The organism is Humibacillus xanthopallidus, from assembly GCF_006717145.1.
GTDB classification, from domain to species: domain Bacteria; phylum Actinomycetota; class Actinomycetes; order Actinomycetales; family Dermatophilaceae; genus Humibacillus; species Humibacillus xanthopallidus.
The window spans coordinates 74296-88099 of record NZ_VFQF01000003.1 but is presented as its reverse complement, the minus strand read 5'-3'; the positions used below and the strand labels follow the sequence as shown (position 1 = coordinate 88099).

Genomic DNA, 13804 nt, shown 5'->3' with positions numbered 1-13804 from the left:
CCCCGCCCGTTACGATGAAGCGCTCAGAGGCAGAAGGAGACACCACGGTGGGGATCATCAACCGAGTCGAGCACGGGCTCGCCAAGGCTGTCCACGGTGCCTTCGCCAAGGCGTTCAAGTCCGAGGTGCAGCCGGTCGAGATCGCTTCGGCGATCCGGCGCGCCATGGACGACCGCGCGGCACTGCTCGGCCACGGCCGGGCCATGGTGCCCAACCTCTACACGATCGAGCTCAGCGAGACCGACTACGAGCGCCTGGGCGACTACGAGGACGAGCTCTCCGAGGACCTCGTCGCCGCGGCCCAGGAGCACGCCGACTCGCAGGGCTACCAGCCGCACGGCCCGCTCGAGGTCAACCTCATCGAGGGCGACGGGCTCGAGACCGGAGTCTTCCGCGTGCGACCCGCGACCTCGAAACGCGGCGGCCAGGAGGTCGAGCCGGCCCCGGCCGCTGCGGCCCGTGGTGTGCCGCCGCGCGTGCCCAGCGGCACTGTCGTCGACGAGCGGCCTGTGCAGCCGCGCCCGGCGCCGCGCACCAACCCGTCCTCGCGCCCGTGGCTCGACATCAACGGCGACCGCTACCCGCTGCTCGGCAGCCTGACGACGCTCGGCCGTGACGACTCCGCCGACATCGTCGTCGACGACCCGGGAGTCTCCCGGCGTCACAGCGAGATTCGCGTGACGACCGACGGGCCGCACCTCATCACCTCGATCCGCGACCTCAACTCCACCAACGGCACGTTCGTCAACGGCGACCGCATCTCGAGCCAGCGCCTCAACGACGGTGACCGCGTCACGCTCGGCCGCACCTCGGCGACGTTCCGTGCCGGGCGGCGGTGACGAATGAGTGAGCTCACCCTCACCCTGCTCCGGCTGGGTCTCCTCGCGCTGCTGTGGATCTTCATCTTCAGCGTCGTCGCGGTGCTGCGCACCGACCTCTACGGCACGTCGGTGAGCCGGCGCGGCCAGCGCAAGGCCGCCAAGCGCCAGGCCAAGGAGCAGCGCAAGGCTGCCCGCGCCCCCCAGCCGGTGGCCGTCGCGGCGGGCGGCGCCGGTGGCGCGGCTGCTGGGGTCGCTGCAGCCGGAGCCGGTGCGCCGGCCGCTGTCTCCGCGCCCGTCGCCGACGGCGCCCCCGCTCCGCGCTGGGGTCGCGGCCGGAGCAAGGGCACCCCGACGACTCTCGTCGTCACCGAGGGCCCGCTCACCGGCACGACCCTGCCGCTGCGCAGCGGCGGCCTGCTCATCGGCCGCAACCCCGAGTGCGCCCTCGTGCTCGACGACGACTACGCCTCGGGCCGACACTGCCGCATCTATCCCGACCCGACCAACCGTGGCGGCTGGGTCGTCGAGGACCTCGGCTCGACCAACGGCACCTTCATCGGCCGCGACAAGCTCACCTCCGCCCGTCCCGTCGAGATCGGCACCACCCTGCGCATCGGCAAGACCGTCCTCGAGCTCCGGGGCTGATCGGTGGCCATCGCCCTGCGCTATGCCGCGCGCTCCGACCTCGGCCTCGGTCCCAAGGCCCGCAACGAGGACTCCGGGTATGCCGGCCCCAACCTCCTCGTGCTCGCCGACGGCATGGGTGGGCACGCCGCGGGCGACGTCGCGAGCTCGATGATCGTCGGTGAGCTCGCCCCGCTCGATGCCGAGGACGTCACCGCCGACCAGGCGATCGGCCTGCTCGAGGAGGCGCTGCGCAGCGCCAACGCCAAGCTGACCAAGGCGATGCACGACAACGCCGACCTCACCGGCATGGGCAGCACGACCATCGTCATGCTGCGCACCGGCAACAAGCTGGCGATGGCCCACATCGGCGACTCCCGCGCCTTCATGCTCCGCGGCGGCACCTTCAGCCAGATCACGAAGGACCACTCCTTCGTCCAGCAGCTCGTCGACGAGGGCCGCATCTCCAAGGAGGAGGCCGGGCACCACCCGCAGCGCTCGGTCGTCACCCGCGTCATGACCGGCCAGCCCGACGACGAGCCCGACACGTCGCTGCGCGAGGCCAAGATCGGCGACCGCTTTCTGCTCTGCTCCGACGGTTTGTCCGACTTCGTCGGCGCCGACGTCATCGAGGAGATCCTCCGCGAGGCCGCGACGCCCGCCGACGCCGCCGAGCGGTGCATCGAGGTGGCTCTCAAGGCGAGCACCCGCGACAACGTCACCGTCATCGTGGCCGACGTCGTCGACGCCGACGGCGACGACCTGCCCTCGACCGTGCCGCAGGTGGTCGGCGCTGCCGCGAGCCGCAGCCTGCGCACGCAGACCCGCCCCATCCCGACCTCACCGGCCGCCAAGGCCGCCGCCCTCTCGCGCGAGGCGACCGGGCGTGCCGCCGCCGACGACGAGGTCGAGCTCGCCGAGGAGGCCCCCCGCTCACGCCGCTCGCGCATCGCCAGGCGGGTCACCGGCGCCGTCGTGATCGTCGCCGTCCTCGCCGCCGGGGGGTATGCCGCGTGGGCCTGGTCCCAGCGCCAGTTCTTCGTGGCCGCCGACGCCGGCCGCGTCGCGATCTTCCGTGGGGTGTCGCAGGACCTCGGGCCGATCAGCCTCTCGCGCGTCGAGAGCGCGAGCGATGTCGAGATGTCCGACCTCCCGCTCGACGTGCAGGGCTCTGTGCAGCGCACGATCTCGGCCCGCGACCTGCCCGACGCCCAGGCGAAGGTGCAGGCACTGCGCGCCGAGGCGATCCGCTGCCAGCTCATGGCGGCGACGGGCACGCCGTGCGGGTCGAACCCCACGCCCACCCCGTCGGTGACGACGCCGACGCCCGGGTCGACGACCCCGCAGACGCCAGGCACCGGCATACCGGGCACGCAGGCCACGCCGGGCGGCTCGGCGACGTTCCCCGGCTTCACGACCCCGACGACCCCGCCGCCCGCCGCGGCGGGTGACGTCGAGCGCCCCGTGCTCGAGGGGGTGTCCGCGTGACGACGACCGTCGAGCAGCTGACCCCACGCACCCGGCGCAACTCCGAGCTGGGGCTGCTCGTCCTCGCGATCGGCATCGTGCTGCTCGCGTGGGTGACGACCGACCTCAACCGCAACGGCACGGTGCCGGCCAACATCATCCCGATCGCCGGCGGCTTCACCGTGCTCGTGCTCTCCGTGCACGTCGTGCTGCGCTGGAAGGCGGCCTACGCCGACCCGGTGCTGCTGCCCATCGCCACGGTGCTCAACGGGCTCGGGCTCGTCATGATCCACCGGCTCGACCTCGCGCGCGGCAAGCTCGGCACCGACGGCGACGCCTACCGGCAGATCATCTGGACCACGCTCGGGGTCGCCCTCGCGATCGCCGTCATCATCGCGCTGCGCGACCACCGGCTGCTGCGCCGCTACACCTACGTGTCGATGGCCGTCGGCTTCGTGCTGCTGCTCCTGCCGCTCGTGCCCGGCCTCGGCCAGACGATCAACGGTTCGCAGATCTGGATCAGCCTGGGGCCGCTCAACTTCCAGCCCGGCGAGTTCGCCAAGATCGCCCTCGCGATCTTCTTCGCCGGCTACCTCGTGCAGACCCGCGACGTGCTCTCGCTCGCCGGCAAGCGGGTCCTCGGCTTCACCTTCCCGCGCGGGCGCGACCTCGGGCCGATCCTCGTCGCCTGGCTGCTCGCGGTGCTCATCCTCGTCTTCCAGAAGGACCTCGGCACGGCCCTGCTCTTCTTCGGCCTCTTCGTCGCGATGCTCTACGTCGCCACCGAGCGGGTGTCGTGGATCGCCATCGGCCTGCTGCTCTTCGGCGTCGCCGTGTTCTTCGCGCTGTCGGCCTTCACGCACTTCCAGAAGCGCGTCGACCTCTGGCTCGACCCCTTCTCCCCGCAGAACCTCGAGCGCTCCAACCAGCTCGCCAACGGCCTGTGGGGCATGGCGTCCGGTGGCCTCACCGGCACCGGGCTCGGCGCCGGCCGCCCCTGGCTGACCTCGTTCGCCGAGAGCGACTTCATCTTCTCGAGCCTCGGTGAGGAGCTCGGCCTCTTCGGGTCGGTCGCGATCCTCGTGCTCTACCTCATCTTCTGCGAGCGCGGCGTCCGCACCGCCCTCGGCGTGCGTGACGGCTTCGGCAAGCTGCTCGCGATCGGCCTCACCTTCTCGGTGGCCTTCCAGCTCTTCATCGTCATCGGCGGCGTCACACGGGTCATCCCGCTCACCGGCCTCACGACCCCCTTCATGTCGCTCGGTGGGTCCTCGCTGCTCGCCAACTGGGTCATCGTCGCCCTGCTGCTGCGCATCTCCGACCAGGCCCGGCGTCCGATGCCCGAGATCCCGGTCGGTGTCGCGTCCGACGACCCGTCGCCCGCCGAGGTCACGCAGGTGGTGAGGATGTCGTGAACACCCCCATCCGCCGCATCTCGGTCGTCATCGCCGCGCTCTTCACCGCCCTGCTCGTCGCCTCGACGGTCGTGCAGTTCGTGCAGGTCAAGTCGCTCGGCGCGATGGCCGCCAACAAGCGCACCCTGCTCGACAACTACTCCCGCGAGCGCGGCTCGATCATCGTCGGTGGCCAGGCCATCGCCAAGTCGGTGCCGGTCGAGGACCAGTACCGCTTCCTGCGCACCTATCCCCAGGGCGACCTCTACTCGCAGGTCACGGGCTTCTACTCCTACCAGGTGGGCGCGCCCTACGGCCTCGAGCACGCCTCCGACGACCTGCTCTCGGGCGATTCCGACAGCCTCTTCGTCCGGCGCATCACCGACCTGCTCACGGGGCGGCGCACGGCGGGCGCGACGCTCGAGCTGACGATCAACGCCAAGGCGCAGAAGGCCGCCGACGACGCCCTCGGCGCCAGCAAGGGCGCGGTCGTGGCGCTCGACCCCAAGACCGGCGCGATCCTCGCGATGGTGAGCCACCCGCAGTACGACCCCAACCCGATCTCGAGCCACGACCTCAACAAGGCCGCGAACGCGTGGGAGAAGCTGTCGAACGACCCGACGAAGCCCTACCTCAACCGCACGATCAACCAGCTCTACCCGCCGGGGTCGACCTTCAAGGTCGTCACCGCCGCGGCTGCCCTCGAGACGGGCTTGCTGAGCGACGAGAACTCCGAGGTGCCGGGCCCGGCGGTGCTCGACCTGCCGCTGACGACCGCGACGCTGCCCAACGAGAACGGCCGCGCGTGCGGTCCGAACAACAAGACGACGCTCATCCACGCCCTCGAGATCTCGTGCAACACGGCCTTCGGCTCGCTCGGCCTCGAGCTCGGCGGCGAGAAGATCCGTGCCCAGGCGGCGAAGTTCGGCTTCGGCGACTCGCTGACGATCCCCATGCGCGTCTCGACGAGCACCGTGCCGCCCGACCTCAACGCCCCGCAGGCCGCCCAGTCGGCGATCGGGCAGTACGAGGTGAAGACGACGCCGCTGCAGATGGCCATGGTCGCGGCGGGCATCGCCAACCAGGGCAAGGTCATGACGCCCTACCTCATCGACTCGGTCCGCAGCGCCAACCTCGACGTCATCGAGTCGACCCCCGACCCCGTCGAGCTGTCGCAGGCGACCTCGCCCGAGACCGCCTCGACGCTGACGAAGATGATGGTCTCCGTCGTCGACAACGGCAGCGGCGTCCGCGCCGCCATCCCCGGCGTCAAGGTGGCCGGCAAGACCGGCACCGCGCAGCACGACCCCGGCAAGCCGCCGCACGCCTGGTTCATCAGCTTCGCCCCCGCGAACGACCCTCAGGTCGCCGTGGCCGTCGTCGTCGAGGACGGCGGCGTCACCGGCAGCGAGATCGGCGGCGGCCGCGTGGCCGCACCCATAGCCAAGGCCGTCATGGAGGCGGTGCTCAAGTGACCGGCCCCATGACATCGGCGACATCGGCGACCTCCGCCCCGTCCGTCCTCGTCCCTGGTGACGTGCTCGGTGGGCGCTACCTGCTCACGGCACCCATCGCCGCGGGTGGCATGGGCGACGTCTGGGAGGCGACCGACGAAGTGCTCGCCCGGGACGTCGCCGTCAAGGTGATGCGGGCCGACGGGGTCGATGACGACGCCTTCACCGCCCGGTTCCGCGACGAGGCCCGCAACGCCGCCGGACTGCACCACCCCCACATCGCATCGGTCTTCGACTACGGCGAGCAGGACGAGCGGGCCTGGATCGTCATGGAGCTCGTGCCCGGCCACACCGTCTCCGACCTCATCCGCGAGCGCGGAGCCCTCCCCGCCGACGAGGTCCGGCGGATCCTCGGGCAGTCCGCGCTGGCCCTCGCGGCCGCACACGCTGCCGGCGTCGTGCACCGCGACGTCAAGCCGTCCAACATCATCGTCACGCCCGACGGACGGGCGAAGCTCACCGACTTCGGCATCTCGCGCGCCGACGACTCGCCCGGGCACACGCTCGTCGGCGAAGTCCTTGGCACGCCCGACTACCTCAGCCCCGAGCAGGCGCTCGGCCACGCCGCGACCGGCGCGAGCGACCTCTACGCCCTCGGCGTCGTCGCCCACGAGCTGCTCACGGGCACCAAACCGTTCGACCGTGGCGCACCGGTGGCCACCGCGCGGGCCCACGTCGTCGACGAGCCGCCGCCGCTGCCCGACTCCGTGCCCGACGACCTGCGCGAGCTCGTCGCCGCCTGCCTGCTGAAGGACCCCGAGCAGCGCCCGGCCGACGCCCACGCTGTCGGGTTGGCACTGCTCGGCGTGCCCGCCGTCGACCCCTTCGGTATGCCGTCCGCCCCCCTCGACGAGACCGCCGCCCTCCCACCCGTGGCTGAGTCCGGCGCCGTGCTCGCTGCAGCAGCGGATGAGCCCGCCACAGCCCCGGCTGCGACAGCGGACGAGCCCACCGGGGCGATGGACTGGACCTGGGACGACCCAGAGCCGCCGGTCGTCGCCCCGACAGGGATCGAAGCCACCGCGATCGAACCCGCGGCAGTCGATCTCACGGCGGTCGAACCCACGGCGATCGCGCCGACCGCGACCCGTCGCCTGCCCTCGCCCGTCCCCGCACCAGCGGACGGCGGCGGGCCTGGGAGCCGGGCCACGCGGCATACCGCAGCGGAGCGAGCGCGACCCGACCGGCGCAGGATCGCCCTGGTCGCCGCCGCGGCAGCCGTCGTCATCGGCGGAGGGGCGATGGCGCTTGGCTCCGCGGTCGACGACGGCAGCACGAGCACGGCGCGGCCGGCGGCCTCCACGACCCCGGCCGCTTCGGCGACGACGCCGGCTCCGACCAGCTCGGGGGCAAGCCCGACGAGCGCGACCAGCACCAGCACCACGAAGAGCTCGACCAGGGCGGCCGCCTCAACGGCGCCTGCTCAGGTCGCACCCGCGCCGCCGCCTTCGGCGCAGAAGGCGGGCAAGGGCAAGGGACACGGCAAGGGGAAGGGCAACGGCAGATGAGCCAAGACGAGACCGAGGCGCTGCAGGGTGGACCCGCGGGTCCCACCGATGAGGCGGCGCCGGGCGACCGGCGCACCGACGCGCACCCCCCGAACCAGGCGACAGAGGCGATCGACGTGACCACCCCACCCCGCATCCTCGGCGGACGCTACGAGGTCGGTGAGCTCATCGGCCGCGGCGGCATGGCCGATGTGCACCTCGGCCACGACAACCGGCTCGGACGGCAGGTCGCCATCAAGATCCTGCGCTCCGACCTCGCGCGCGACGCGAACTTCCTCATGCGCTTCCGGCGCGAGGCCCAGTCGGCGGCCGGCCTCAACCACCCGTCGATCGTCGCGATCTTCGACTCCGGCGAGGACGAGACGACCGTCGAGGGCCCCGGTGGCCACCCGACGACCCTGCCCTACATGGTCATGGAGTACATCGACGGCGAGACCCTGCGCCAGCAGCTGTCGCGGCGCCACCAGTTCGAGCCGGGCGATGCCATCCGCGTGACCGAGAGCATCCTCGACGCCCTCGCCTACAGCCACCGCATGGGCATCGTGCACCGCGACATCAAACCCGCCAACGTCATGGTGACGGCCACGGGAGCCATCAAGGTGATGGACTTCGGCATCGCCCGGGCAATCGCCGACACCGCCGCGACGATGACCCAGACCCAGTCGGTCGTCGGCACGGCGCAGTACCTCTCGCCGGAGCAGGCGCAGGGCCAGACCGTCGACGCGCGCTCCGACCTCTACTCGACCGGGTGCCTGCTCTTCGAGCTGCTCGCCGGCCGGCCTCCTTTCGTCGGCGACTCGCCCGTCGCGATCGCCTACCAGCACGTCGGTGAGCTGCCGCAGCCTCCCAGCGTCTGGAACCGCGAGGTCGGCGGCGACCTCGACGCCGTCACGCTGCACGCCCTCGAGAAGGACCGCGAGGTGCGCTACCAGGACGCCTCCGCCTTCCGTCTCGACCTCGAGAACGTGCGGCTCGGCCGCCCCATCAGCGCCGCAGCCCTCGCGACCGGTGCGGCCGTCGGGGCCGCGGCCACCCAGACCCTGCCCTCCGCGTATGCCGTCGCGGGCACCCCGACCGCGGTGCAGGCCCCGGTCGGCACCGGCCTGCCACCCGTCGGCCGCGACGAGGACGAGGACCGCAAGGGCGGCGGCAAGCGCACCGCTCTCATCGCCGTGCTCGCGCTGCTCATCCTCGGCCTCATCGGCTGGGGCGCGGCGACGTGGTTCGGCAACCAGACGCCCGAGGTCGTCAACGTCGCGGTGCCACGCATCACGGGCATGGACGAGGAGACGGCCCTCAGCACCCTGCGCACGGCAAACCTCCAGGGACAGAAGTCGACGGCGGCGAGCACGACCGTGCCCGAGGGGAACGTCATCGCGCAGGACCCGGCCGCCGGCACCCAGGTCGCCGAGAACTCGACGATCCGCTTCGTCCTGTCGCGAGGACCCGACAACGGCGCCGTGCCCGACGTCACCGGCTTCGACAAGAACGAGGCGCAGAAGGCACTCGAGGACGCCGGCTTCAAGGTCTCGGACTTCGTCGAGGAGAACACTCCCGACCAGCCCAAGGACAAGGTGACGAAGACCGACCCGCCCGCGAACTCGCAGGTGGCGCAGGGCTCCTCGATCAAGGTCTACTACGCGACCGGCAACGTGCAGGTGCCGCAGGGGCTCGTCGGCCGTGACTGGGCGATCGCCGCCTCGACGCTCAACGACGCCGGGGTCAACCCGGTGCGCCAGGACGTCGAGTCCGACAAGGCCCCCGGCACGGTGCTCGAGGTGGCCCGCGAGGGGGCCGTCGTCAAGGCCGGCACCGACATCACCGTCAAGGTCGCCAAGGCCAAGGCCACGCCGATCCCGACGGTGACCGTCACGGCGCCGCCGCCCACGCCCACCGGGACGGACACGCCGACGGACACAGGGACCACCGCTCCCTGACGCGAGCGCCAGCCGCACCCCTGAGGGCCACGCACACCTCGTATGCCGTGTGCGCTCGGCCCCGAGGTGTGCGGCTGGCTCCGGGGTGTGCGGCTGCCGCCTGACCGCCGGTGTCGCTGACGACGATCAGATCTCGATGGCCTTCTTGAGGTTGGCGAGCATGAGATCGAGGTCGTCGTCGCCGTTCCATCCGAACCGGTCCATCACCTCGCCGACGAGCGGCACCTTGCTCGACCAGCCGAAGGACCCCGTCAGGGTCGTGCCGGTCTCGTCGGGCGCGAACGTGAACGTCCACACCCCGCCGGTGTTGGCGTGGTCGACGATGCGCTCGTTCGGGACGTACTCCTCACGGGTCAACGTCCACTCCATGTGGAAGAAGAGGAACATCCGCCCCATCAGCCTGGCGGTCGACCCGACCCCCTCCGGGGTGGTGTGCACGTCGACGAGCGCCATGTGGCGGCGCCACTCCTCGTCGAACGCCTCGAAGAAGTGGTGGGGGTCCTTGACGTAGTCGAAGACCTTCTCGACCGGGGCGTCGACGTGCGTGCTCCGCGTGTGCAGCTCCTTGGTCATAGCGGTCAGATCCTTTCGTCCGACGCCCACCCGGACGCTGCTTGCGCCCCACCGCCCCGGGACGATCTCCGCCCGCAGGCTCCCTCACCTCGAACGTAACCCGGGCGCCTGCCACCGCAAGGGCCAGAGGTCCCCGGACTCCGCAGACGCACACCTCAGGGCCACGCACACCTCGTATGCCGCGTGCGCCCGGCCCTGAGGTGTGTCGCTGGCCCCGGGGTGGGCGGCTGGGGGGTGGGGTGCGGTGCGGTCAGACGGCGGCGGTGACCAGCGGGCTGAGGCCCGCAGAGCGCGCCACGGCACCGGTGTCGCCGCACATCGCGAGGAAGTTCGCGAGCATGCGGTGACCGCCCTCGGTGAGGACGCTCTCGGGGTGGAACTGCACCCCGTGCAGGGGCAGGTCGCGGTGGCGCACCGCCATGACGAGCCCCGAGTCGGTGTGGCCCGTCGCGACGAGCTCGTCGGGCAGGGTCGAGGGGTCGATCGTCAGCGAGTGGTAGCGCGTCGCCGTGAACGGGTCGGGCAGCCCCTCGAGAACGCCCGTGCCGTCGTGGTGCACGAGCGAGGTCTTGCCGTGGAGCAGCTCGGGCGCGCGGCCGACGGTTGCTCCACAGACGACGCCGAGCGCCTGGTGGCCGAGGCACACGCCGAACATCGGCTTCTCGAGCCGGGCGCACTCTTCGATGATGGCCATCGAGACCCCCGCCTCCTCGGGCGTGCCGGGGCCGGGCGAGACGAGGACGCCGTCGTATGCCGCCGCCTCCTCCGGTGCCACCGCGTCGTTGCGCACCACGGTGCACTCGGCACCGAGCTGCTCGAGGTAGCCGACGATGGTGTAGACGAAGCTGTCGTAGTTGTCGACGACGAGGATGCGGGTCATCTGGCTCTCACTGAAGGGGGGTGGCGTACTGGAAGTCGACCGAGCCGGAGTAGGCCGGGAACTCGACGTTGCCCAGGGTCTTGGCCGACCAGCCGAGGCCGACGGCGTCGACGTACTGCTTGTAGATGCCCACGGCCGTGTCACCGTCGAGGCCGCGCTGCATGCGCTCGACGTCGCCGATGGCCTTGATGCGGTAGGGCGGGGCATAGACGCGGCCCTGGAGGATGAGGGTGTTGCCGACGCAGCGCACGGCGCTCGTGGAGATCACCCGCTGGTCCTGGATCATCATCGCCTCGGCGCCCGAGGCCCAGAGTGCGTTGACGACGGCCTGCACGTCCTGCTGGTGCACGACGATGTCGTCGGCTGTGAAGCCGTCGGGCAGCGAGTCGACCGTGCGGTGCGCGTCGTCGAGCGCGACCTCGAGTGCGCCGCCGCGCACCTTGGTCGTCGCAGCCGTCTGGGCGAGCGCGTCCGCCCGCTCGTTGAGACTGGCGAGCCGCTGGTCCGAAGGGGCGCTCGTCTTCGAGAGGGCGTCGACCTCGGTGCGCAGCGTGTCGAGCTGCGCGGCCTTGGCCGACACCCTCGCGTCGCCGTCCATGATGAGCTGCGGCAGGTCGCGGTCGGCGCGCAGGTCGCTGCCCTGGGCGGCCTGGAAGCTCATCGCGAACATCAGGCCCGCGGCGGCGGTGACGACGGGAACGACGAGGCGCCACGTGAGGCGCGGGCGCAGGTGCGACGACGGAGCCGGGGGCGGGGGCTGCTGCCCCGTCGCCGGCTCGTCCGTGTCGTCCGTCTGCGCCTCCGGGGAGTCGGCAGGCGGGGTGGCGCTCGTCATCGCGGTCCTCGCTCGGCGCGGCCTCTCCGCGCCGACACCATTGTGCCTCGTGGGCCAGTCCAGGGGTGTCATGAGGTCACCCGCCCGCTCGTCGCTCACGGCCGGCATCGCCATTGGTTACCCTTGGCTCACCTCACAGCAAGGAGAGAGCAGTGCCCGAGTCGAAGGGTCGAGACCACAAGTCGACCACCTACACCCCGCCGCCCCGTAGCAAGGCGACCGAGCCCAACCCGACATGGTGGGCACCGGTCTTCATCACCTTGCTCGTGCTCGGCCTGCTGTGGATCGTCGTCTACTACGTGACGGCCTACAAGTACCCCATCGAGGCCATCGGCGTCTGGAACCTCGGCATCGGCTTCGCCCTGCTCATGGGCGGCTTCATCATGACGATGCGCTGGCGCTGACCCCCCTCCAGATCAGGGCACCTGCCGCCGGGGAGGGAGGCGGTCGACACCGTCGTCCACACCCTGATCGACAGGTTGTCCACAAGCTTTTCCCCAGCCTGTGCATGAATGACACGTCTGTAACTACGTCCACAACCTTGTCCACAGCGGTGGACAACCGGCCGCGGACACGCAAACGGCCGAGCACATCGTCGATGCGCTCGGCCGTTGTCGTCCCCGGCGCCAGGGGACAGACGAGGGGCGGTCAGCCGAAGCTGCTCGAGTCGATCATGCGGATGACCTCGGGGATGCTGAGGTACTTCGCGACGGTGACGGCGACGAGCACGACGAGGATGCCGCCGAGGGAGGCCCAGACGAGCTGCTGCCGGCGGCCGCGGAACGCCACGACGACGCCGGCGCACGCCAGGCCGACGACGAAACCCCCGAGGTGCGCCTGCCAGGAGATGTTGGGGTAGAAGAAGCCGAACGCCGCGTTGATCGCGATGACGACATACATCGCGGCCGACGAGCGGCCGAGGTGGCGGTTGAGGATGAGCAGCGCACCGAAGAGGCCGAAGATCGCGCCGGACGCCCCGACGACGGGCGTCAGCCAGGCCTCGTCGATGCCCGTGTTGAGGCCGACGACCGTCGGGGACCCCGCGAGGAGGACGACTGCCACCTGGCCGCCGATGCCACTGATGAGGTAGATGGCCGCGAACCGGGCCCGACCGAGCATCGGCTCGAGGTACTGCCCCAGCGACCACAGCGCGAACATGTTGAGCAGGATGTGGAAGATCGTGTACGGCGAGTGCAGGAAGGCCGCGGTGACGAAGCGCCACGGCTCCGTCCAGCCGAGGGCCGGCACGAAGGAGAACCGGTCGGTGATGGCGGGGGCGACTCGCTGGAGCAGATAGACGGCGGCGCACAGGCCGATGATCGTGAGGGTGACGACGGGTCGACCGTCGGTGGCACGCCCGCCGAAGACGGTGCGGGCCGAGGGGCTCGTCCGAGCGGCCTCGCGGACGCAGTCGACGCACTGGATGCCGACCGCGGCGGGTCGCTGGCACTCGGGGCACGTCGGGCGGCCGCACCGCTGGCAGCGGACGTAGGACTCGCGATCGGGGTGGCGCGGGCAGACGGGCGGGACGACAGGGGGGTTCACCGGTCCAGCGCCCGCAGGCGGCTGGTCTCCCGGCCCCCAGGTGCCCCCGGGCCCTCCGGTTCCCCCGGTTCCCCCGGTTCCATTGTCGGACAAAGGAATCCCTGCCGTCTCGTCTGTCTCGTGAGGCCCGGCCATTGGCCGGGCCTCAGGGTCGTGCGGGTGGGCTGCTCAGTCCTCGATGGTGACCGAGTTGATGATGACGTCCTCGCGCGGCTTGTCGTTCGGGCCGGTCGCGACGGCGCCGATCTTGTCGACGACCTCGCGCGACGCACCGTCGGCGACCTCACCGAAGATCGTGTGCTTGCCCTGCAGCCACGTCGTGGGAGCGGTCGTGATGAAGAACTGGGAGCCGTTGGTGCCCTTGCCCATCCGCTTGCCGGCGTTGGCCATGGCGAGCATGTAGGGCTTCGTGAAGTCCTTGTCGGGGCTGATCTCGTCGTCGAACGTGTAGCCCGGGCCACCGAAGCCCTGGCCGACGGGGCAGCCGCCCTGGATCATGAAGTTGGGGATGATGCGGTGGAAGATGAGCCCGTCGTAGAACGGCGTGGGTGAGGTGCGGCCGGCATCGTCCTTGTAGTCCTTCTCACCCTTGGCGAGGCCGACGAAGTTGTCGACCGTCTTGGGAGCCTGGTGAGGGAAGAGCTCGACGACGATGTCGCCATGGTTCGTGTGCAGGGTTGCCTTCATGGGCCAATCCTTGCACGAC

General features: G+C 71.1%; 13 protein-coding genes. 8 read left to right on the top strand and 5 right to left on the bottom strand.

Going from position 1 to position 13804, the window contains the following annotated elements; translation table 11 throughout:
* Window positions 1-47: 47 nt before the first annotated feature.
* Genes FHX52_RS18410 through pknB form a run of 7 tightly spaced genes read left to right on the top strand, consistent with a single transcriptional unit; the run spans window position 48 to window position 9265 of the window.
* Window positions 48-839 carry an FHA domain-containing protein gene (locus FHX52_RS18410; RefSeq protein ID WP_141823854.1) on the top strand — a complete coding sequence of 264 codons (792 nt, stop codon included), beginning with the start codon at window positions 48-50 and terminating at the stop codon, window positions 837-839.
* Window positions 840-842: 3 nt separating this feature from the next.
* Entirely contained in the window at window positions 843-1466 is a 624-nt protein-coding gene (locus FHX52_RS18405; RefSeq protein ID WP_141823853.1) for an FHA domain-containing protein FhaB/FipA, read from the top strand.
* A gap of 3 nt (window positions 1467-1469) precedes the next feature.
* Complete coding sequence (locus tag FHX52_RS18400; RefSeq protein WP_141823852.1) at window positions 1470-2933, top strand: PP2C family protein-serine/threonine phosphatase; 1464 nt, start codon at window positions 1470-1472, stop codon at window positions 2931-2933.
* Window positions 2930-4327 (top strand): FtsW/RodA/SpoVE family cell cycle protein, encoded by a 1398-nt coding sequence (locus FHX52_RS18395; RefSeq protein WP_141823851.1) that lies wholly within the window; start codon window positions 2930-2932, stop codon window positions 4325-4327. Before FHX52_RS18400 ends, FHX52_RS18395 begins: the two co-directional genes overlap by 4 nt.
* Entirely contained in the window at window positions 4324-5781 is a 1458-nt protein-coding gene (locus FHX52_RS18390) for a peptidoglycan D,D-transpeptidase FtsI family protein (RefSeq protein WP_141823850.1), read from the top strand. The genes FHX52_RS18395 and FHX52_RS18390 overlap by 4 nt, the downstream gene beginning before the upstream one ends.
* Window positions 5782-5789: 8 nt before the next feature.
* Window positions 5790-7328 carry a serine/threonine-protein kinase gene (locus tag FHX52_RS18385; protein ID WP_141824757.1) on the top strand — a complete coding sequence of 513 codons (1539 nt, stop codon included), beginning with the start codon at window positions 5790-5792 and terminating at the stop codon, window positions 7326-7328.
* Window positions 7325-9265: a Stk1 family PASTA domain-containing Ser/Thr kinase gene (gene pknB / locus FHX52_RS18380; protein ID WP_246070231.1), complete on the top strand. Its 1941-nt coding sequence runs from the start codon at window positions 7325-7327 to the stop codon at window positions 9263-9265. The genes FHX52_RS18385 and pknB overlap by 4 nt, the downstream gene beginning before the upstream one ends.
* A gap of 126 nt (window positions 9266-9391) precedes the next feature.
* On the opposite strand, the gene FHX52_RS18375 is transcribed toward pknB, so the two are convergent.
* The 3 genes from FHX52_RS18375 to FHX52_RS18365 form a co-directional block, all read right to left on the bottom strand.
* Window positions 9392-9838, bottom strand: a complete 447-nt coding sequence (locus FHX52_RS18375) for an SRPBCC family protein (protein WP_141823849.1) — start codon at window positions 9836-9838, stop codon at window positions 9392-9394.
* Window positions 9839-10088: 250 nt separating this feature from the next.
* Window positions 10089-10718, bottom strand: a complete 630-nt coding sequence (locus FHX52_RS18370; RefSeq protein WP_141823848.1) for an aminodeoxychorismate/anthranilate synthase component II — start codon at window positions 10716-10718, stop codon at window positions 10089-10091.
* Between the two features lie 7 nt (window positions 10719-10725).
* Window positions 10726-11553: a DUF881 domain-containing protein gene (locus FHX52_RS18365; RefSeq protein WP_141823847.1), complete on the bottom strand. Its 828-nt coding sequence runs from the start codon at window positions 11551-11553 to the stop codon at window positions 10726-10728.
* A 152-nt stretch (window positions 11554-11705) separates the two neighbouring features.
* Between FHX52_RS18365 and FHX52_RS18360 the strand changes: the two genes are divergently transcribed.
* Window positions 11706-11957 carry a cell division protein CrgA gene (locus FHX52_RS18360; protein ID WP_141823846.1) on the top strand — a complete coding sequence of 84 codons (252 nt, stop codon included), beginning with the start codon at window positions 11706-11708 and terminating at the stop codon, window positions 11955-11957.
* Between the two features lie 244 nt (window positions 11958-12201).
* Here the strand turns inward: FHX52_RS18360 and FHX52_RS18355 are convergent, their stop codons facing one another.
* Entirely contained in the window at window positions 12202-13098 is an 897-nt protein-coding gene (locus FHX52_RS18355; protein WP_246070229.1) for a rhomboid family intramembrane serine protease, read from the bottom strand.
* Between the two features lie 168 nt (window positions 13099-13266).
* Window positions 13267-13785, bottom strand: a complete 519-nt coding sequence (locus FHX52_RS18350) for a peptidylprolyl isomerase (protein ID WP_141823844.1) — start codon at window positions 13783-13785, stop codon at window positions 13267-13269.
* Between the last annotated feature and the right edge of the window lie 19 nt (window positions 13786-13804).